Here is a 19094-nt window from a genome sequence, read left to right as displayed (position 1 = left end):
GAGAGTGAACATGCGCCCCCAAGGCTGGTTGAATGGCCCGGGAAACGGTGGACCACGCCTCCCGAACCGGTACACGCTACCGACAGGGGTAGACCCAACCACGACAAACCAGCCCCCCAGCCCCAGCCCTATCTTCTTAGTGACCCTTGAGGGAGCATGTGACGGCCTACCGGACTCGGCAGGGATTGGCTGCGCCCTGCCCGTGTTGGACTGGGGCGTTGTTGCGGCGCCTGGTTGGGGGTCCGCTCTCGCTGAGAGGGGCTGGGCCTTTGCGTGCTCGAGGCCGTTCGTGACGTGGCTTCCGAGACGCACCGTGGCGGAAGTAGTTGTGAGCGAGCGGGAAGACACTGCTGTCAGCAGCATCGATAGAATCGACGCGGTCGATGTGTTCGTCGGGCTCGACGTCGGCAAAGGCGATTTCCACGCCTTCACGCTTGACCGTGCCTGGGTGCGAGTGTTTGACCGAACACTCCCGAGGGACGAACACCGGCTGCGTGCGGCGCTGCCCTTCCCGATGGCGAGAAAGCCAGCGGGGGAGAAGTACCGACTGAAGAACGTGCCTCGCCAGGGTCGCCCCTGGGCCGCGGAGATCGTCAGGGCGCGGAGTGAGCAGACCCGCGCGGAGTGAGCAGACTCTCGCGGAGTGAGCAGACCATTGTGATCACCGGCGCCGACGCCGCAGCGCGCGTGCTGCCGCGCCTGGCGGTTGAACTCGTCGCGTTGCGCCCGTGGCGGGATGAGATCGCTGTCGTGGCCGAGCAACTCGTTGAGCAGCACCCTTTTTCAGCCGCTCCTGATGAGCATGCCCGGAGTCGGGACAGGGTCGCGGCCCGGCTCCTCACCGAAGCCACCACGAATACCTCTCCAATCACCGGTCACCTCGCCGCCTGAGTCGACCTTGCGCCGAGAACCCCAGATGCGGAATCCCGATCGCCGGCGAGCACGCCTCCTGGCGTGAAGACAAGATCTCGAAACGGACCATGCAACTCTCCGCGTTCGTGGTGCTCCGCGACCCTGGATCCCGCGCCCACTACGGCCGCATGAGTGCCCAAGGAATACGCCACGAGCAAACCCTGATCACCCGCGCAAGGCGCCGGACCGGCGTCCTATTCGCCAAGCTCCGCGAGCGCACCGCGACGATGCGCACCCACACGCCATCGCGGCATGAGCTCCGATAGCGTCGCAATCATGGATTGGCGCGACGACCGCATCGGCTCCGCAGCACGAGGAGGGAACCCCACCGTTCTCGCCGAAATCCCAAGTGGCTACGCCGTGATTGGTGACGTCCAGTTCCTCCCCGGATACTGCGTACTGCTCGGCAAAGACCCCCACGCGACAGCCCTCGCCGAGATGCCCCGCAAGGACCGCGTCCAGTTCCTCGCAGATGCCGACCTGCTCGCCACCGCGGTCGAACAGGCATGCCGTGAGGCAGACCCCGCCTTCCGCCGCGTGAACATCGACATCCTGGGCAACGCGGATGCCTTCGTTCACGCACACATTTGGCCCCGCTACGAATGGGAGCCGCCCGAGCTCGTCCGGCGGCCCGTATGGCTCTACGAGCTGACCAGGTGGACGAGCCCCACGACAGCCCTCAGCGACAGGCACAACGACCTGCGGGCGGCCATCACCAGCAACCTGCTCTCCCTCGCCGAAAGCGATGCCGTCCGCGTCACGGACTGAGGGCGGCAGGCGGGCTGAGCACCGCTCTCGCACGTGAGGAACGACAGAGGGGCACCCCCAGCCGCGTGCCCAACTGCTGCCCTACGGGCCACCCCATGACGAGGCGGCGCAGATGGGACAGACGGCGAAGGGGTAGTCCCCTCAAGGTGGTTGCCTCCGTGAGGAGCACGTCGAAAGCTCGCGGCCCGTGTGAACCGCCATCCAGTCCAGGCACCGCGACACAGGCGCACGGTGGCGACCCGACGTGGATGAACGCTCGCCAGCCTGTCGTCGGAAGCTGTGTCGTGGAGCGACCCTGTCCAGGCCTCTGGCGCGTCAGGTGACCTGCCTCGTGTGCGTTCACGACCGGACGCGCACCTCGATTCAGCCTCGATCCGCCGAGGTGGTAGGCGTGCCTGGATGGCGAATGCTCCTGTGACAAGGAAGAATGGTGTTTGCGAAGACGCCATTCCCGCCTTGGACAGGAGCACTCGTAGTGCGAGTCTGCCACACCCTTGAACCGGTATTCGACGACCCGAACCTGATCGCTTTCGGTGGGCTGCCGGCGGTGATGACGCTGGCCGAACATGCCGGCCTGCACGACCTGGTCGACGACCGCGTCACGGTGCCGGGCACTGCTGGGGCGAACGCGTCGGTCAAGGTGTCGGCGATCATCGCGGGCATGATTGCCGGCGCGGACTCGATCAGCGACCTGGATGTGCTCCGCCACGGCGGGATGGGTCGGGTGTTCACCGGTCAGCGGGCAGCAACCACGCTGGGCACCCATCTGCGCGGCTACCGGTTTGGGCACGTCAGGCAGTTGGACGCGGTCGCTGCCCGCCTGCTGGTGAGGTTGGCGCGAGTGTCACCGATCCTGACCGGCGCCGAACAGGTCGTCTACGTCGATGTCGACGACACGATCCGGGAAACCCACGGGTACCGCAAACAGGGCGCCGCCTACGGCTACAGCCGGGTGAAGGGGTTGAACGCCCAGTTGGCGATCGTGTCGACCCCGCTGGCTGCGCCGGTGATCGCCGCCACCCGACTGCGGAAGGGCAACATCGATTCGGGGCACGGCGCCGCCCGGCTGATCGGTGACACCCTCGCCACCCTCCGCAAGGCCGTACCGACCACTCCTGGCTTGGTGATCGTGCGTGCTGACAGTGCCTACTTCCGCCACGACATGATCGCCGCCGCGACTACGGGTGGCGCCAGGTTCTCGGTCACCGCCCGGATGAACAAGGCCGTGGTCAGGGCGATCGCCGGCATCGAGGAGGCATCGTGGACGATGATCCGGTACCGCGACGCGATCTACGACGGGGTCGAGCAACGGTGGATCTCGGAGGCTGAGGTGGCCGAGGTGCCGTTCACCGCGTTCACCTCCCACCGTCAGGCTCACCACGTCACCGCCCGCCTGATCGTCCGCCGCGTGAAACGCCTCAACCCGCACACCGCGAAGACCCAGGGTGAACTGCTGCCCGGCTACCGCTACCACCCGATCTTCACGAACACGACCCTGGCGATGGTCCAGGCCGAGGCGGCGCACCGCGACCACGCCATCATCGAAGCCGTCATCGCCGACCTCAAGGACGGGCCGCTTGCCCACGCACCATCAGGGAAGTTCACCGCGAACGCCGCCTGGCTCGCCCTCGCCTCCATCGCGTTCAACCTGACCCGGGCCGCTGCCCGCCTCGCGTCGGCCACCCTGGGCAGGGCCCGCACCGCGACCGTGCGCCGCACCCTCATCCAGGTCGCTGGCAGGATCGCGAACCAGGCCCGCCGGTGGCGGCTCCACCTCCCCGCCCACTGGCCCTGGCAGGACGAACTCGACACCCTCTACACCGCCGCCCTCGGCCCACCCGCCCTCACCGCGAGTTGACCAACCGCCCCTACGGGCACGACCAGGAACCTGCAGTGGAAAGGCCGGGCACACCGGCGGACAACCCACACCCACCCCCGACACCGCTGTCCGGCAGCCTCCCAAGAATGCCGAAACCGTCACCTACGAATGCGCTTCGGCGGATCGAGGTTCAGGCGCGCCAGCGACCCGAGATCGTGGCTCACGGGCACCGGCCGATCGATTCGGCTTCGCCAGCGCTGGCCACCCCACGAGCGTGGGGCGGCACGCGGGGGACCCGGTCGCGGGGGCAGCGTCGGTTTGCGTTCGAGGGACTATCCCGCCTAGTCTTGCTCTCCGAAGCCCAAGACCGCTGGTGTCGACCCTCCCGGGTCGTACAAACCCCGCGCAGGCGTCACGCAAGCTAGTCTCCACTCGGTGACTTTCCCCGTGCGCCTCGCGCTCGGGGATTTTTCATGTCGAGGGCTCACGAGAAGAAGTGGGAAGGAGACTCATGGCGAGGCCGGATAAGGCAGCCGCTGTCGAGGAGCTGAAGGAAGCCTTCACCTCCTCTAGCGCCGCTGTTTTGACCGAGTACCGTGGGATCACCGTCAAGGGCCTGCAGGATCTGCGCCGTGCCCTGGGCGAGGATGCCTCGTACGCCGTCGCGAAGAACACTCTGACCCTGATCGCCGCCCGTGAGGCTGGCCTCGAAGGACTCGAGGACAAGCTCACCGGCCCGACGGCGATCGCTTTCATCCGCGGTGACGTTGCCACCGTGGCGAAGGGTCTGCGCGACTTCGCGAAGGACAACCCGCTTCTGGTTATCAAGGCCGGCGTCATGGACGGTCGCGTCCTCGATGCCGAAGAGGTGAAGAAGCTCGCCGACCTGGAGTCGCGCGAGGTTCTGCTGGCCAAGCTGGCCGGCGCCATGCAGGCGAACCTCAGCAAGGCCGTCTACCTCATTGCCGCTCCCCTCAACCAGGCCGCTCGCGCCCTGGGTGCCCTGGAGCGTGCAGCTGCGGAGAACCCGGCCCTGCTCGGAGGCGCCGCACCGGCCGCCCCCGAGGCCGACCAGAAGCCCGACACCGCCGAGGACGCCTCGGCAACCGACGCAGCGCCCGCTGCCGAGGCCAACTGACCACGCGGCCCCGGCTGCGGTCTAAGGAAAGGAACGCCCACCATGGCGAAGCTCACCAACGAAGAGCTCCTTGACGCTTTCAAGGAAATGACCCTGATCGAGCTCTCCGAGTTCGTGAAGCAGTTCGAGGACGCCTTCGGCGTCACCGCTGCCGCTCCGGTTGCTGTCGCGGCTGCTGCCGCCCCGGCTGCCGGTGGCGACGCTGCCGAAGAGGAGGTGTCCTCGGAGGTCGACGTGATCCTCGAGTCCGCCGGCGACAAGAAGATCCAGGTCATCAAGGAGGTGCGCGCCCTCACCTCCCTCGGCCTGAAGGAGGCCAAGGATCTGGTCGAGGCCGCCCCGAAGCCCGTCCTGGAGAAGGTCGCGCGCGACGCTGCGGAGAAGGCCAAGGAGGCCCTCGAGGCCGCCGGCGCCACCGTTTCGGTCAAGTGACCCTCACCGGATTCATCCGGCATCTGTGAAGGCCCGCGGAGACACGCTCTCCGCGGGCCTTTCCGCATCGTGGCGCCGGACGCGGCTCGGGCGGCCAGCCCGCGGTGCCTAGCGCCTGCTCGGTCGATCCCGCGTGCTCCAAGGCGAGAACGCCGCGCCACCCTCGGGTACGTGCATCGGCCTCCATGGAGGGTTATGCTGCTCTCGTTCGGGCAACGTCGCCCGCGACTCGCGAGTCCGTGCCAAGGCGGGGCTTGCGTCGTGCGCTCTTGGCAGCTATAGTTAGGCTTTGCCTCATTTGACGACCCGTGGCGACTTGACGCGGGGCGTTTTGCATGCAAAGAACCTCCCACACGGGTTTCTTGGAAGGACCATAGTCTTGGCCGTCTCGCGCGCTGCGTCGAAGAACACCAACGTCATTTCCCCCAGTGGCCGGATCTCGTTCGCGAAGATCCATGAGCCCTTGGAGGTTCCGAACCTTCTTGACCTGCAGGTCAACTCCTTCGACTGGCTCGTCGGCAACGACGTCTGGCGCCAGAAGGTTGCCGCGGCTCTCGAGCAAGGCCGGACCGACGTCAACACCAAGTCCGGACTCGAGGAGATCTTCGAAGAGATCTCCCCGATCGAGGACCTCTCCGAGACGATGTCGCTGAGTTTCCGCGACCATCGCTTCGAAGAGCCTAAGTACACGGTCGAGGAGTGCAAGGACCGCGACGTCACCTACTCTGCTCCGCTGTTCGTCACGGCCGAGTTCGTGAACAACGAGACCGGCGAGATCAAGAGCCAGACGGTGTTCATGGGTGATTTCCCGCTCATGACGCCCCAGGGCACCTTCGTGATCAACGGCACGGAGCGTGTTGTCGTTTCCCAGTTGGTCCGCAGCCCCGGCGTCTACTTCGAAGAGACCCCGGACAAGACGTCCGACAAGGACATCTACACGGCGAAGATGATCCCGAGCCGCGGTGCTTGGCTGGAGTTCGAGGTCGACAAGCGCGACATGGTGGGCGTCCGCGTCGACCGTAAGCGCAAGCAGAACGTCACCGTCTTGCTCAAGGCGCTCGGTTGGACGAACGAACAGATCCTCGAGGAGTTCGGCGAGTACGAGTCCATCCGGCTGACGCTGGAGAAGGACAGCACGGCCAACACGGACGAGGCGCTGCTCGACCTGTACCGCAAGCTGCGTCCGGGCGAGCCGCCGACGCGTGAAGCTGCGCAGGCGATGTTGGAGAACTACTACTTCAACCCCAAGCGCTACGACCTGGCGAAGGTCGGTCGGTACAAGATCAACAAGAAGCTCGGCCTCGAGCAGCCTTTCGACCAGCAGGTGCTGACGATGGAGGACATCGTCTCGACCATCCGCTACGTGGTTGCGCTGCACGAAGGCAAGGAAGCCTTGGGCGAACTGCCCGTGGAGACCGACGACATCGATCACTTCGGTAACCGGCGTCTGCGTACCGTGGGTGAGCTGATCCAAAACCAGCTCCGCATCGGCCTGGGCCGCCTCGAGCGCACCGTCCGCGACCGGATGACCACCCAGGACATCGAGGCGATCACGCCGCAGACCCTGATCAACATCCGTCCCGTTGTGGCGGCGCTGAAGGAGTTCTTCGGAACCTCGCAGCTGTCGCAGTTCATGGACCAGAACAACCCGCTGGCCGGGCTGACGCATAAGCGGCGTCTGTCCGCGCTGGGCCCGGGCGGTCTGTCCCGTGACCGCGCCGGTATGGAGGTCCGCGACGTCCACCCGTCCCACTACGGCCGTATGTGCCCCATCGAAACCCCTGAAGGTCCGAACATCGGTCTGATCGGGTCGCTGGCGTCCTTCGCCCGCGTCAACGCGTTCGGCTTCATCGAGACGCCGTACCGCAAGGTTGTCGACGGGGTCGTCACCGACCAGATCGACTACCTGACGGCCGACGAAGAAGACCGCTACATCGTCGCGCAGGCCAACGCCAAGCTGGACGACGAGGCGCGCTTCGCCGAAGACCGCGTCCTGGTCCGACTCAAGCACGGCGACGCCGACGAAGTTCCGGCCGGTGAGGTCGACTACATGGACGTTTCACCGCGCCAGATGGTGTCGGTCGCGACCGCGTTGATCCCGTTCCTCGAGCACGACGATGCGTCGCGGGCCCTGATGGGTGCCAACATGCAGCGTCAGGCCGTCCCCCTGCTCCGTAACGAAGCCCCGTTCGTCGGGACCGGCATGGAGTACCGCGGTGCCGTCGATGCGGGCGAGGTCACGGTTGCCGCCAAGGCGGGCGTGGTCACGAGTGTGTCGGGCGACATCATCGACGTGATGAACGACGACGGCACGACCAGCAGCTACCGTCTCGACAAGTTCGTTCGCTCCAACCAGACCACGTGCATCAACCAGCGCCCGCTGGTTCATGACGGGGATCGGGTCGAGGTCGGCACCCCGCTGGCCGACGGCGCGAGCACTGACAACGCCGAGATGGCGCTGGGGCGCAACCTCCTGGTCGCCTTCATGCCCTGGGAGGGCCTCAACTACGAGGACGCGATCATCCTCAGCCAGCGTCTCGTGCAAGATGACGTGCTCACCTCGATCCACATCGAAGAGCACGAAATCGACGCCCGTGACACCAAGCTGGGTGCCGAGGAGATCACGCGCGACATCCCCAACGTTGGCGACGACATGCTCGCCGACTTGGACGAGCGCGGCATCGTGCGTATCGGCGCCGAGGTCGGCACCGGCGACATCCTCGTCGGCAAGGTCACGCCCAAGGGTGAAACCGAGCTGACGCCGGAAGAGCGCCTGCTGCGCGCCATCTTCGGGGAGAAGGCGCGCGAAGTGCGCGATACCTCCATGAAGGTGCCGCACGGCGAGACCGGCACGGTCATCGGCGTCCGCGTCTTCGACCGCGACGAGGGCGATGAGCTCCCGCCGGGGGTCAACCAGTTGGTGCGCGTGTACGTTGCGCAGAAGCGCAAGATCTCCGTCGGCGACAAGCTGGCCGGACGCCACGGCAACAAGGGTGTCATCAGCAAGATTCTGCCGGTGGAGGACATGCCGTTCCTCGAGGACGGCACGCCAGTCGACATCGTCTTGAACCCGCTGGGCGTCCCCTCGCGGATGAACGTCGGTCAGGTGCTGGAAACCCACCTGGGCTGGATCGCTCACAGCGGCTGGGACGTCACCGACGTCGACGAGCCGTGGGCCAACCGCCTCAAGGAGGTCGGCCTGACGCACGTCGGTGTCGACTCGAACCTGGCAACGCCGGTGTTCGACGGTGCGACCGAGGCCGAGATCGCCGGTCTGCTGGAGAACGGGTTGCCGCAGCGCGACGGCCTGCGTCTGGTGGACGCCGGTGGAAAGGCGCAGCTCTTCGACGGTCGCTCCGGCGAGCCGTACCCCGAGAAGGTCGGTGTCGGCTACATCTACATGCTGAAGCTGCACCACCTCGTCGACGACAAGATCCACGCTCGCTCCACGGGCCCGTACTCGATGATCACGCAGCAGCCGCTGGGTGGTAAGGCGCAGTTCGGTGGCCAGCGGTTCGGTGAGATGGAGGTGTGGGCGATGGAGGCCTACGGCGCCGCCTGGGCGCTGCAGGAACTCCTCACCATCAAGTCCGACGACGTGCCGGGTCGCGTGAAGGTCTACGAGGCCATCGTCAAGGGCGAGAACATCCCTGAGCCGGGCATCCCCGAGTCCTTCAAGGTGCTCGTCAAAGAGATGAAGTCGCTGTGCCTGAATGTCGAGGTGCTGAGCTCTGACGGCACCGTCGTCGAACTCCGCGATTCCGAGGACGACTACCACCGTGCCGAGGAGTTCGGGATCGATCTGTCCCGACGCCCGGGTGCGGACTCGTTCGCCGACATCGAAGAGGTCTGATTCTTTTGACGGTCGCGCCGAGTTACCTACTCGGCGCGACCACCCTCCGGGAGTTCACTCCCAGCCGACCGGGGCCCCGGTCGGTCCTGTCGTCCGGGTCGGCGGCCACCGATCCGAACAGCAATCCCCAGGTGTAGGGGAGAGAAGGAAGTAACGTGCTGGACGTCAACGCTTACGACGAGTTGCGCATCGGCCTGGCCACCGCGGATCAGATCCGCGAGTGGAGCCACGGCGAAGTCAAGAAGCCTGAGACGATCAACTACCGCACGCTCAAGCCGGAGCGTGACGGGCTGTTCTGCGAGAAGATCTTTGGTCCCACCCGGGACTGGGAGTGCTACTGCGGTAAGTACAAGCGGGTGCGCTTCAAGGGCATCATCTGTGAACGCTGTGGCGTGGAGGTGACGCGCTCCAACGTGCGTCGGGAGCGCATGGGCCACATTGAGTTGGCCGCGCCCGTCACACACATCTGGTACTTCAAGGGTGTTCCGAGCCGGCTGGGCTACCTGCTGGATATCGCGCCGAAGGACCTGGAGAAGGTCATCTACTTCGCCGCGTACATGATCACCTCCGTCGACGAGGACGCACGCCACCGCGACCTGCCCTCCCTGGAGGCCAAGGTTGAGGTCGAGCGCAAGCAGATCGCATCCCGCCGAGACGCCGACATCGAGACCCGCATGCGCAAGATCGAGGAAGACCTCGCTGCGCTGGAGGCCGAAGGCGCCAAGGCGGACGTGCGCAAGCGTGTCCGTGACCTGGGGGAGCGCGAAGTCAAGCAGCTGCGTGACCGCTCTCAGCGCGAGCTGGATCGCCTCGATGCGGTGTGGCAGCGGTTCAAGAGCCTGAAGGTCCAAGACCTCGAAGGCGACGAGATCCTCTACCGCGAGATGAAGAGCCGTTTCGGCAAGTACTTCGCAGGGTTCATGGGTGCCGAGGCGATCAAGCGGCGCCTCACCGACTTCGACCTGGAGGCCGAGGCGGAGAACCTGCGCACCATCATCCAGACGGGCAAGGGACAGCGGAAGACCCGGGCGCTCAAGCGCCTCAAGGTCGTCTCCGCCTTCTTGACGACGGGCAACAACCCCGTGGGCATGGTCCTGGACGCCGTCCCGGTCATCCCCCCGGATCTGCGCCCGATGGTGCAGCTCGACGGTGGCCGCTTCGCGACCTCCGACCTGAACGACTTGTACCGCCGCGTGATCAACCGCAACAACCGCCTCAAGCGGCTGCTGGATCTGGGCGCGCCCGAGATCATCGTCAACAACGAGAAGCGGATGCTCCAAGAGGCCGTCGACTCGCTGTTCGACAACGGTCGCCGTGGGCGTCCGGTGACGGGGCCAGGTAACCGACCGCTGAAGTCGATCTCCGACATGCTCAAGGGCAAGCAGGGCCGGTTCCGTCAGAACCTGCTCGGCAAGCGCGTCGACTACTCGGGCCGTTCGGTCATCGTGGTGGGTCCGCAGCTCAAGCTGCACCAGTGTGGCCTGCCCAAGACGATGGCGTTGGAACTGTTCAAGCCGTTCGTCATGAAGCGTCTGGACGACCTCAACCTCGCCCAGAACATCAAGTCGGCCAAGCGCATGGTGGAGCGTCAGCGTTCCGTCGTGTGGGACGTCCTCGAAGAGGTGATTCAGGAGCACCCGGTGCTGCTGAACCGTGCGCCCACACTGCACCGTCTGGGCATCCAGGCGTTCGAGCCGCAGCTGATCGAGGGTAAGGCCATCCAGCTTCACCCGCTGGTCTGCACCGCCTTCAACGCTGACTTCGACGGCGACCAGATGGCTGTGCACCTGCCTTTGTCGGCGGAGGCGCAGGCTGAGGCCCGCGTGCTGATGCTCTCGACGAACAACATCCTCAAGCCCGCTGACGGACGTCCGGTCACCCTGCCGACGCAGGACATGATCATCGGCCACTACTTCCTCACGACCGCCCGTGCCGGGCAGCCGGGGGAGGGCCGCGCCTTCTCCAGCAAGGACGAGGCGTACATGGCGTTCGACAACGGCGAGATCCTGATCAACTCCAAGGTCTCGATCATCCTGCGTGACATCGTGCCGCCCGTCGGCGTCGAAGCGCGCGAGGATGGTTCGATCCTGCTGGAGACAACGCTGGGTCGTGCGCTGTTCAACGAGGCTCTCCCGGCCGACTACCCCTACGTGAACAACTCGGTGGGGAAGAAGCAGTTGGGCGCCATCGTCAACGAGTTGGCTGAGCGCTACCCCAAGGTCGACGTCGCTCGTACCCTGGATCGCCTCAAGGACATCGGCTTCAAGTGGGCCACCCGTTCGGGTGTGACCGTGTCGATCGCCGACATCCAGACCCCGCCGAGCAAGCCGGAGATCCTGGCGAGCTACGACGCGAAGGCCAACAAGATCACGCGTCAGTTCGAGCGTGGCAAGGTGACCGAGGAAGAGCGTCAGCAGGAGCTGGTCCAGTTGTGGACCGACGCGACTGCCGAACTCACCGCGGCGATGGAGGCTAACTTCACCACCGACAACCCCATCTTCATGATGGTCGACTCGGGCGCACGAGGAAACATGACGCAGATGCGTCAGATCGCCGCTATGCGTGGCCTCGTGGCCAACCCGAAGGGCGAGATCATCGCCCGGCCCATCAAGTCGAACTTCCGCGAGGGCCTGTCGGTTCTGGAGTACTTCATCTCCACCCACGGTGGCCGTAAGGGGCAGGCCGACACCGCGTTGCGGACGGCTGACTCCGGTTACCTGACGCGTCGTCTGGTGGACGTCTCCCAAGACGTCATCATCCGCGAAGAGGACTGCGGCACCGAGCGCGGCTTGACGAAGTCGATCGTCGCGCACGACCGCAACGGCAACGTGGTGGTCTCCCCGAGCGTCGAGACCTCTGTCTACGCGCGGACACTGGCTGCCGATGTTGTGGACGCCAAGGGCACGGTGCTCGCCGCTGCCGGTAGCGATGTCGGCGACGACAACATCCAGGCACTGATCGATGCTGGTGTGACCGAGGTCAAGGTCCGTTCGGTGCTGACCTGCGAGTCGGCCTTGGGTACCTGTGCCATGTGCTACGGGCGTTCGTTGGCCTCCGGCAAGCTGGTCGATGTGGGGGAGGCCGTCGGTATCGTCGCCGCTCAGTCCATCGGCGAGCCCGGTACTCAGCTGACGATGCGTACCTTCCACACCGGTGGTGTGGCTGGTGACGACATCACCCAGGGTCTGCCTCGTGTGGGCGAGTTGTTCGAAGCTCGTACCCCCAAGGGCAAGGCGCCGCTGGCTGAGGCTGCCGGTCGCGTCCGGATCGAAGACGGCGACCGCAATCGCAAGCTCATCATCGTGCGCGATGACGGCGAGGAAGACCTGGAGTACGCGTTGCCGCGCCGGGTCCGCCTGGAGTGGGAAGACCAGCAGATGGTCCGCCACTCGATCGCCGACGGCGTGCACGTCGAGGCGGGCGAGCAGCTTTACGCCGGCACCCTTGACCCGCAGGACATCCTGCGTGTCAACGGTCTGCGTCGTGTGCAAGAGCACCTGGTCGACGAGGTGCAGGCCGTGTACCGGACGCAGGGCGCTCCGATCCACGACAAGCACATCGAGATCATCATTCGGCAGATGCTGCGCCGCGTCACGGTCATCGAGTCGGGCGACACGAACATCCTCCCGGGAGACCTGGTCGACCGAAGCCTGTTCGAGGCGGAGAACCGTAAGGCGATCACCGAGGGTCGTACGCCGGCTCAGGGTCGCCCCGTGCTGATGGGCATCACCAAGGCCTCCTTGGCCACGGAGTCCTGGCTGTCGGCGGCCTCCTTCCAGGAGACCACCAAGGTCTTGACGGACGCGGCCATCCAGGCCAAGTCCGACTCCCTGGTCGGCCTGAAGGAGAACGTGATCTTGGGCAAGCTGATCCCGGCAGGTACCGGTCTGGGCCGTTACCGCAACATCCGGGTGGAGCCGACGGCGGAGGCGCGGGCTGCGGCCTACGACCTCAGCTATGACGCCTACGACTACGACATCGCCGGTGCGACACCCGCTCTGGCGCATGATGAGTTCGATCTTGGCGACTTCAGCTGAGTGACGTTGAGGCGAGTGCCCCCGGGACTGATGGTCCCGGGGGCACTCGCCTTTTGGGTGCAGGGCGCCGCGCGGGTACACTAGGGAAGTAACGTTCGTCGGCTAGTCATGGCCTGCAGGTCTGTTCTTTGACCTCGCTTGGGCCTAACCACTAGTCTTTGTCGTTGTGTTCGGGCGACCGAACGAACTACCGCCCACTGGAGCGCCCATCAAGGAGCGCCTGGCGGGCTCGCAATCCCATGAGGATCGGTTGCAACGAGTGCTCGTGCGCTCGGCGCGATGGCTCCTCGTGCCTCCCGCGTGGCCCTGTATGGGGTCAACAACGAAACGAAGGAATACCAGCCGGTGCCCACCATCCAGCAGTTGGTCCGTAAGGGCCGCACTGACAAGGTCAGCAAGAGCAAGACGCCAGCCCTCAAGGGCTCCCCGCAGCGCCGCGGCGTGTGCACGCGCGTGTACACCACGACGCCCAAGAAGCCGAACTCCGCCCTCCGTAAGGTCGCGCGTGTTCGGCTGTCCTCGGGTATCGAGGTCACCGCGTACATCCCCGGTGTGGGGCACAACCTGCAGGAGCACTCGATGGTGCTCGTGCGCGGCGGTCGTGTGAAGGACCTTCCGGGTGTGCGCTACAAGATCATCCGCGGCGCGCTGGACACCCAGGGCGTGAAGAACCGTAAGCAGGCCCGCAGCCGCTACGGCGCGAAGAAGGAGAAGTAATGCCTCGCAAGGGACCGGCCCCGAAGCGGCCGATCGTCGTCGACCCCGTCTACGGTTCGCCCCTGGTTTCCCAGCTGGTGAGCAAGATCCTGCTCGATGGCAAGAAGACCACCGCTCAGAACATTGTCTACGGCGCTTTGGAGGGGACGCGGGCCAAGACCGGCGTTGATCCCGTGCAGACCCTGAAGAAGGCCCTGGACAACATTCGCCCCGCGGTCGAGGTCAAGTCGCGTCGCGTCGGCGGCGCCACCTACCAGGTGCCGATCGAGGTCAAGCCGGCCCGTTCCACGACCCTCGCCATGCGCTGGCTGGTCACCTTCTCCCGGCAGCGCCGCGAGAAGACGATGACCGAGCGCCTCATGAACGAGCTCATGGACGCGAGCAACGGTCTCGGAGCGAGCGTGAAGAAGCGTGAAGACACGCACAAGATGGCCGAGGCGAACCGCGCCTTTGCGCACTACCGCTGGTGATCTGCTCGAAGCTCTCCTCCGCGCAAGCGGGGGAGGGCTTCGCGCCTGTCTCGAGTCGACGACCCAAGCAACAAAGATTGGAAACCACCCGTGGCCATTGACCTAACCACGAACCTGGCCAGCGTCCGGAACATCGGCATCATGGCCCACATTGACGCCGGCAAGACCACCACCACCGAGCGAATCCTGTTCTACACCGGCATCAACTACAAGATCGGTGAAGTGCACGACGGCGGCGCCACCATGGACTGGATGGAGCAGGAGCAGGAGCGCGGCATCACGATCACGTCGGCCGCGACGACCTGTTTTTGGCATGGCCACCAGATCAACATCATCGACACCCCCGGACACGTCGACTTCACCGTCGAGGTGGAGCGTTCGCTCCGTGTGCTCGACGGTGCCGTGGCCGTGTTCGACGGCGTGGCGGGCGTTGAGCCCCAGTCGATGACGGTGTGGCGTCAGGCCACCCGCTACGGCGTGCCGCGTATCTGCTACGTCAACAAGCTTGACCGGACGGGCGCCTCCTTCGACTTCGTCGTCAAGACGATCCGCGAGCGCCTCAACGCCACCGCCGCTGTGATCCAGTTGCCCGTGGGCGCCGAGGCCGATTTCCAGGGCGTCATCGACCTGGTTCAGATGCGGGCGCTCATGTGGCGCGGCGAGACCCAGATCGGTGAGGACTACACGATCGAGGAGATCCCCGCCGACATGCAGGCCGCGGCTGAGCAGGCTCGCGAGGAGCTGATCCAGGTCATCGCCGATAACGACGACGAGTTCGCCGAGGAATGGCTGCTGGCCGAGGACTCCGGCGACGAACTGAGCGTCGAGTCCATCAAGGCGGGCATCCGCCGCGGTGTGCTGGCCAACAAGTTCACCGCTGTCGTGTGCGGCACCTCCTTCAAGAACAAGGGCGTCCAGCCGATGCTGGATGCGGTCATCGACTACCTGCCCTCACCGCTGGACGTCCCCGCCATCGAGGGCTTCAAGCCGGGCGATGAGTCCGTCAAGCTGGAGCGTCACCCCAGCACCGACGAGCCGCTGTCCGTCTTGGCGTTCAAGATCGCGGCGGATCCGCACCTGGGCCGACTCACCTACGTTCGCGTCTACTCCGGGGTGTTGAAGTCCGGCTCGACCGTCCTCAACGCCACCAAGGGCAAGAAGGAACGGATCGGCAAGATCTACCAGATGCACGCCAACAAGCGTGAAGAGATCGACCAGATCGGCGCAGGCATGATTTGCGCCGTCATGGGCCTGAAGGACACCACCACCGGTGAGACCCTGACCGACCCGGGCGCCCCGATCATCTTGGAGTCGATGGAGTTCCCGAACCCCGTCATCGAGCAGGCGATCGAGCCGAAGACCAAGTCTGACCAGGAGAAGCTCTCGACGGCCATTCAGCGGCTCGTCGAGGAGGATCCGACCTTCCGCGTCCACACCGACGAAGAGACCGGGCAGACGATCATCGCGGGCATGGGCGAGTTGCACCTTGAGGTGTTCATCGACCGCATGCGTCGCGAGTTCAAGGTCGAGGCCAACATCGGCAAGCCCCAGGTTGCCTACCGCGAGACGCTGCGCCGCCCCGTGGAGAAGGCCGAATACACCCACAAGAAGCAGTCCGGTGGTTCCGGTCAGTACGCCAAGGTGCTGATCTCGCTGGAGCCGCAGGAGGCGGGTGCCGGCTACGAGTTCGTCAACGGTGTCACCGGCGGGCGTATCCCGCGCGAGTACATTCCGTCGGTCGATCAGGGCATCCAGGAGGCCATGGCCTTCGGTCCGCTCGCGGGCTACCCCGTGGAAGACATCAAGGTGACGCTGCTGGACGGCGCCTACCACGACGTCGACTCCTCGGAACTGGCCTTCAAGATCGCCGGTTCGATGGTGTTCAAGGAGGCAGCCCGCAAGGCCGATCCGGCGTTGCTGGAGCCCCTGATGGCCGTCGAGGTCACCACCCCTGACGACTACCTGGGCACGGTGATTGGCGACATCAACTCGCGTCGTGGTCAGGTGCAGGGCATGGAAGAGGCGCACGGCAACCAGGTCGTTCGTGCTCTCGTGCCGCTCTCGGAGATGTTCGGCTACGTCGGCGACCTGCGGTCGAAGACGTCCGGCCAGGCGTCCTACTCGATGGAGTTCCACTCCTACGGTGAGGTGCCCAAGTCGGTGGCCGACGAGATCATCGAAAAGGGTCGCGGCGGCGAGTGATCGCTGGCGGGACTCCCGCAAGCTCGCTCTGGTGTCGGGGGAGGGTCAGTTTGACTCTCCCCCGACACTGAAGCAAAATTGGGAGGGTCCGTGTCTGAGCGGATCGACCCACGAAGTCAAGAAATCGTGCGCCTCGCGAACCACGCGTGGGCGAACAAGGAAATGAGGAGCCCAAGTGGCAAAGGCCAAGTTTGAGCGGACCAAGCCGCACTGCAACATCGGCACCATCGGGCACGTCGACCACGGCAAGACCACTCTGACCGCGGCGATTACGAAGGTGCTCCACGACCGTTACCCCGAGCTGAACGCTGTCTCGGCCTTCGATCAGATCGATAAGGCCCCCGAAGAGCGCCAGCGCGGTATCACGATCTCGATCTCGCACGTCGAGTACCAGACCGAGAAGCGCCACTACGCGCACGTCGATTGCCCCGGTCACGCTGACTACGTCAAGAACATGATCACCGGTGCCGCTCAGATGGACGGTGCGATCCTCGTGGTCGCCGCCACCGACGGCCCGATGGCTCAGACCCGTGAGCACATCCTCCTGGCTCGCCAGGTGGGCGTCCCCGCGATCGTCGTCGCGCTGAACAAGTGCGACATGGTCGACGACGAGGAGCTCATCGAGCTCGTCGAGATGGAGATGCGTGAGCTGCTCTCCTCGCAGGAGTTCGACGGCGACAACCTGCCGATCGTTCGCGTCGCGGCCTTCCCGGCCATGAACGGCGACGAGAAGTGGGCCGACTCCATCATGGAGCTCATGGATGCCGTGGATGAGTACATCCCGCAGCCGGAGCGCGACACGGACAAGCCCTTCCTGATGCCCGTTGAGGACGTCTTCACGATCACCGGTCGTGGCACCGTCGTCACCGGCCGTATCGAGCGCGGCATCGTCAAGACCGGCGAGACCGTCGACATCATCGGCATCCGCGAGGCCAAGCAGACCAGCACCATTACCGGTGTTGAGATGTTCCGCAAGATCCTCGACGAGGGTCGCGCTGGCGAGAACGTCGGCCTGCTGCTGCGCGGCACCAAGAAGGACGATGTCGAGCGCGGCATGGTCATCTGCAAGCCGGGTTCGGTCACGCCGCACACCGACTTCGAGGCTCAGGTCTACGTGCTGAACAAGGAAGAGGGTGGCCGTCACAAGCCGTTCTTCTCCAACTACAGCCCGCAGTTCTACTTCCGCACGACCGACGTGACGGGGATCGTCCAGCTCCCCGAGGGCACCGAGATGGTTATGCCTGGTGACAACACCGGCATGACGGTGCACCTCAACAAGCCGGTTGCCATGGAGGAGTCGCTCAAGTTCGCCATCCGCGAAGGTGGGCGCACCGTGGGCGCCGGCAACGTCACCAAGATCCTGAAGTGACGCTGCTGCGCTAAGCAGAACAAGGGGCCCGCACCGCTACGGTGCGGGCCCCTTGTCATGCCCGGAGGGGGCGGTGGCAGGGCCCGGAGGGGACGTTCTGAGTGGAGGAGCACGATACTGGCCCTCGACTTCTACACTGCGTAGTAGTGAACTTTTCATCCATGAGGCCCGCATTGGGCCCGACTCGCAGCGTCAAAGGAGCACCGCAACCATGAACGTCAAGCCCCTCAAGATCGCAGGACTCGTGTCCATCATCATTGGCCTTCTGTTCACGCTGACAGGGGGCGTTGTCTGGGGCGTGGTGAGCTCACAGCTCGCTGCGGAGAAGATCACCGTGCCCAATGACGCGCACTTCATGCAGGGTGCGCTGGTGTCGGGGCCGGTCTCGGCGTTGGCGCAGGCCGACATCATCAGCACGCATGCACTCAAGGCCAGCAAGGGGCTGACCTACTCCGAACTCGGGGCTGCGGCAACTGCCGCGAAGAACGCTGGTGACACCGCCAAGGCCGACGAGCTCAACGCCCAGCGCACGACCGTCATGAACGGCTCCTTCCTTCGCGCATCCCTGTTCACCTCCGTGCTGTCCTTCGGCGTGTGCCTGTTCGCCATCGGCGTCGGGTTGACCCTGCTGGTGATCGGCTGGGCCCTCACGAAGGTGGGCAGCCAGAAGGTCGCGGTTGCGGTCGCCGAGGACGCTACAGCCTGATCGCTTCACACAAGGTGGGTGGTGCCATGGGGGCGCCACCCACCTTCGTGCATTCAGGATGCGTAAGGCCGCCGCCGGGCCCCCTCTACTCTGGTGAGGGTGAGCGTCCATTCCGAGCACCCCTTCGCCCTCCCGCCGGAAGACAGAGACGCGGCACGCCAACTCCGAGGGCGCCTCGTCGCCCCAGTCACCCTGTGGGCCTCGGGGCAAGGCCCCAGCTGCGTCGGCCTCACCGTGAGTTCGCTCCTGGTGGCACTGGGGCAGCCCGCACGCCTGATCGCTCTCCTGGATCCGGACAGTGATCTCGTCCTTGACCGTGAGACCCGCATGGCGATCACCGTTCTCGAAGAACCGGATCGGTATCTGGCCGAGGCATTCGCCGGTGCCGCACCCGCGCCCGGCGGGCCGTTCTCGCGTGCGCAGTTTGAGCAAACACCGTGGGGCCCAGTACTGCCCAACCGGAGTTGGGTGGGGGTGACGTGGGAATCAGAACGCACGATGGGCTGGTCGCTGGAGGTGGTCGCCACCATCGACACCGTCCACCTGACGACGTCGACGCCCTGGGCCCACGTACGAGGCCGGTACAGGAGTCTTGCTGACTAGGCGGGGCGATACGCTGGGAACATCATGACTGAAGAGCCCCTGATGCCTGCGCGGATGCGCGTCGCCCC

The 19094-nt window shown here is 65.3% G+C and carries 14 protein-coding genes; all 14 read left to right on the top strand.

Translation table 11 applies throughout. The annotated features are described in order from the left end of the window. Window positions 1-328: 328 nt before the first annotated feature. Complete coding sequence (locus C1706_RS14985; protein ID WP_431830699.1) at window positions 329-628, top strand: hypothetical protein; 300 nt, start codon at window positions 329-331, stop codon at window positions 626-628. 29 nt (window positions 629-657) lie between these two features. Then, window positions 658-891: a hypothetical protein gene (locus C1706_RS14980; RefSeq protein WP_431830698.1), complete on the top strand. Its 234-nt coding sequence runs from the start codon at window positions 658-660 to the stop codon at window positions 889-891. A 297-nt stretch (window positions 892-1188) separates the two neighbouring features. Next, entirely contained in the window at window positions 1189-1680 is a 492-nt protein-coding gene (locus C1706_RS10400) for an HIT family protein (protein WP_129459159.1), read from the top strand. Window positions 1681-2155: 475 nt separating this feature from the next. Then, on the top strand, window positions 2156-3538 hold the full coding sequence (locus tag C1706_RS10395) for an IS1380 family transposase (protein WP_129459158.1): 1383 nt from the start codon (window positions 2156-2158) through the stop codon (window positions 3536-3538). Window positions 3539-4010: 472 nt separating this feature from the next. After that, window positions 4011-4637 carry a 50S ribosomal protein L10 gene (rplJ, locus tag C1706_RS10390; protein ID WP_129459157.1) on the top strand — a complete coding sequence of 209 codons (627 nt, stop codon included), beginning with the start codon at window positions 4011-4013 and terminating at the stop codon, window positions 4635-4637. Between the two features lie 42 nt (window positions 4638-4679). After that, window positions 4680-5069, top strand: a complete 390-nt coding sequence (gene rplL, locus C1706_RS10385; protein WP_129459156.1) for a 50S ribosomal protein L7/L12 — start codon at window positions 4680-4682, stop codon at window positions 5067-5069. A 379-nt stretch (window positions 5070-5448) separates the two neighbouring features. Next, entirely contained in the window at window positions 5449-8922 is a 3474-nt protein-coding gene (gene rpoB / locus C1706_RS10380; protein ID WP_129459155.1) for a DNA-directed RNA polymerase subunit beta, read from the top strand. Between the two features lie 155 nt (window positions 8923-9077). After that, complete coding sequence (locus C1706_RS10375) at window positions 9078-12959, top strand: DNA-directed RNA polymerase subunit beta' (RefSeq protein WP_129459154.1); 3882 nt, start codon at window positions 9078-9080, stop codon at window positions 12957-12959. Between the two features lie 345 nt (window positions 12960-13304). Then, window positions 13305-13676, top strand: a complete 372-nt coding sequence (gene rpsL / locus C1706_RS10370) for a 30S ribosomal protein S12 (RefSeq protein WP_129459186.1) — start codon at window positions 13305-13307, stop codon at window positions 13674-13676. Next, complete coding sequence (gene rpsG / locus C1706_RS10365) at window positions 13676-14146, top strand: 30S ribosomal protein S7 (RefSeq protein ID WP_129459153.1); 471 nt, start codon at window positions 13676-13678, stop codon at window positions 14144-14146. Before rpsL ends, rpsG begins: the two co-directional genes overlap by 1 nt. Window positions 14147-14287: 141 nt before the next feature. Next, window positions 14288-16348 (top strand): elongation factor G, encoded by a 2061-nt coding sequence (fusA, locus tag C1706_RS10360; protein ID WP_241653534.1) that lies wholly within the window; start codon window positions 14288-14290, stop codon window positions 16346-16348. Window positions 16349-16523: 175 nt separating this feature from the next. Further along, on the top strand, window positions 16524-17717 hold the full coding sequence (gene tuf / locus C1706_RS10355; protein ID WP_129459151.1) for an elongation factor Tu: 1194 nt from the start codon (window positions 16524-16526) through the stop codon (window positions 17715-17717). Window positions 17718-17928: 211 nt separating this feature from the next. Then, the gene (locus C1706_RS10350) at window positions 17929-18423 is read left to right on the top strand and encodes an aromatic ring-opening dioxygenase LigA (RefSeq protein WP_129459150.1); all 495 of its coding nucleotides are present in this window, start codon (window positions 17929-17931) and stop codon (window positions 18421-18423) included. Between the two features lie 99 nt (window positions 18424-18522). Next, window positions 18523-19026, top strand: coding sequence for a flavin reductase (locus C1706_RS10345; RefSeq protein WP_129459149.1), 504 nt, complete (start codon window positions 18523-18525; stop codon window positions 19024-19026). The last annotated feature ends 68 nt before the right edge of the window (window positions 19027-19094 follow it).

The organism is Propioniciclava flava (assembly GCF_004126535.1).
GTDB classification, from domain to species: Bacteria; Actinomycetota; Actinomycetes; order Propionibacteriales; family Propionibacteriaceae; genus Propioniciclava; species Propioniciclava flava.
Note: the sequence above shows the minus strand (reverse complement) of the source record. Positions and strands in the feature narration are given on the sequence as shown.

Coding starts and splice junctions, on each gene's coding strand:
- C1706_RS10350 (WP_129459150.1), top strand. CDS start 17,929: ATGAACGTCAAGCCCCTCAAGATCGCAGGACTCGTGTCCATCATCATT.
- fusA (WP_241653534.1), top strand. CDS start 14,288: ATGGCCCACATTGACGCCGGCAAGACCACCACCACCGAGCGAATCCTG.
- rplJ (WP_129459157.1), top strand. CDS start 4,011: ATGGCGAGGCCGGATAAGGCAGCCGCTGTCGAGGAGCTGAAGGAAGCC.
- rplL (WP_129459156.1), top strand. CDS start 4,680: ATGGCGAAGCTCACCAACGAAGAGCTCCTTGACGCTTTCAAGGAAATG.
- C1706_RS10400 (WP_129459159.1), top strand. CDS start 1,189: ATGGATTGGCGCGACGACCGCATCGGCTCCGCAGCACGAGGAGGGAAC.
- rpsG (WP_129459153.1), top strand. CDS start 13,676: ATGCCTCGCAAGGGACCGGCCCCGAAGCGGCCGATCGTCGTCGACCCC.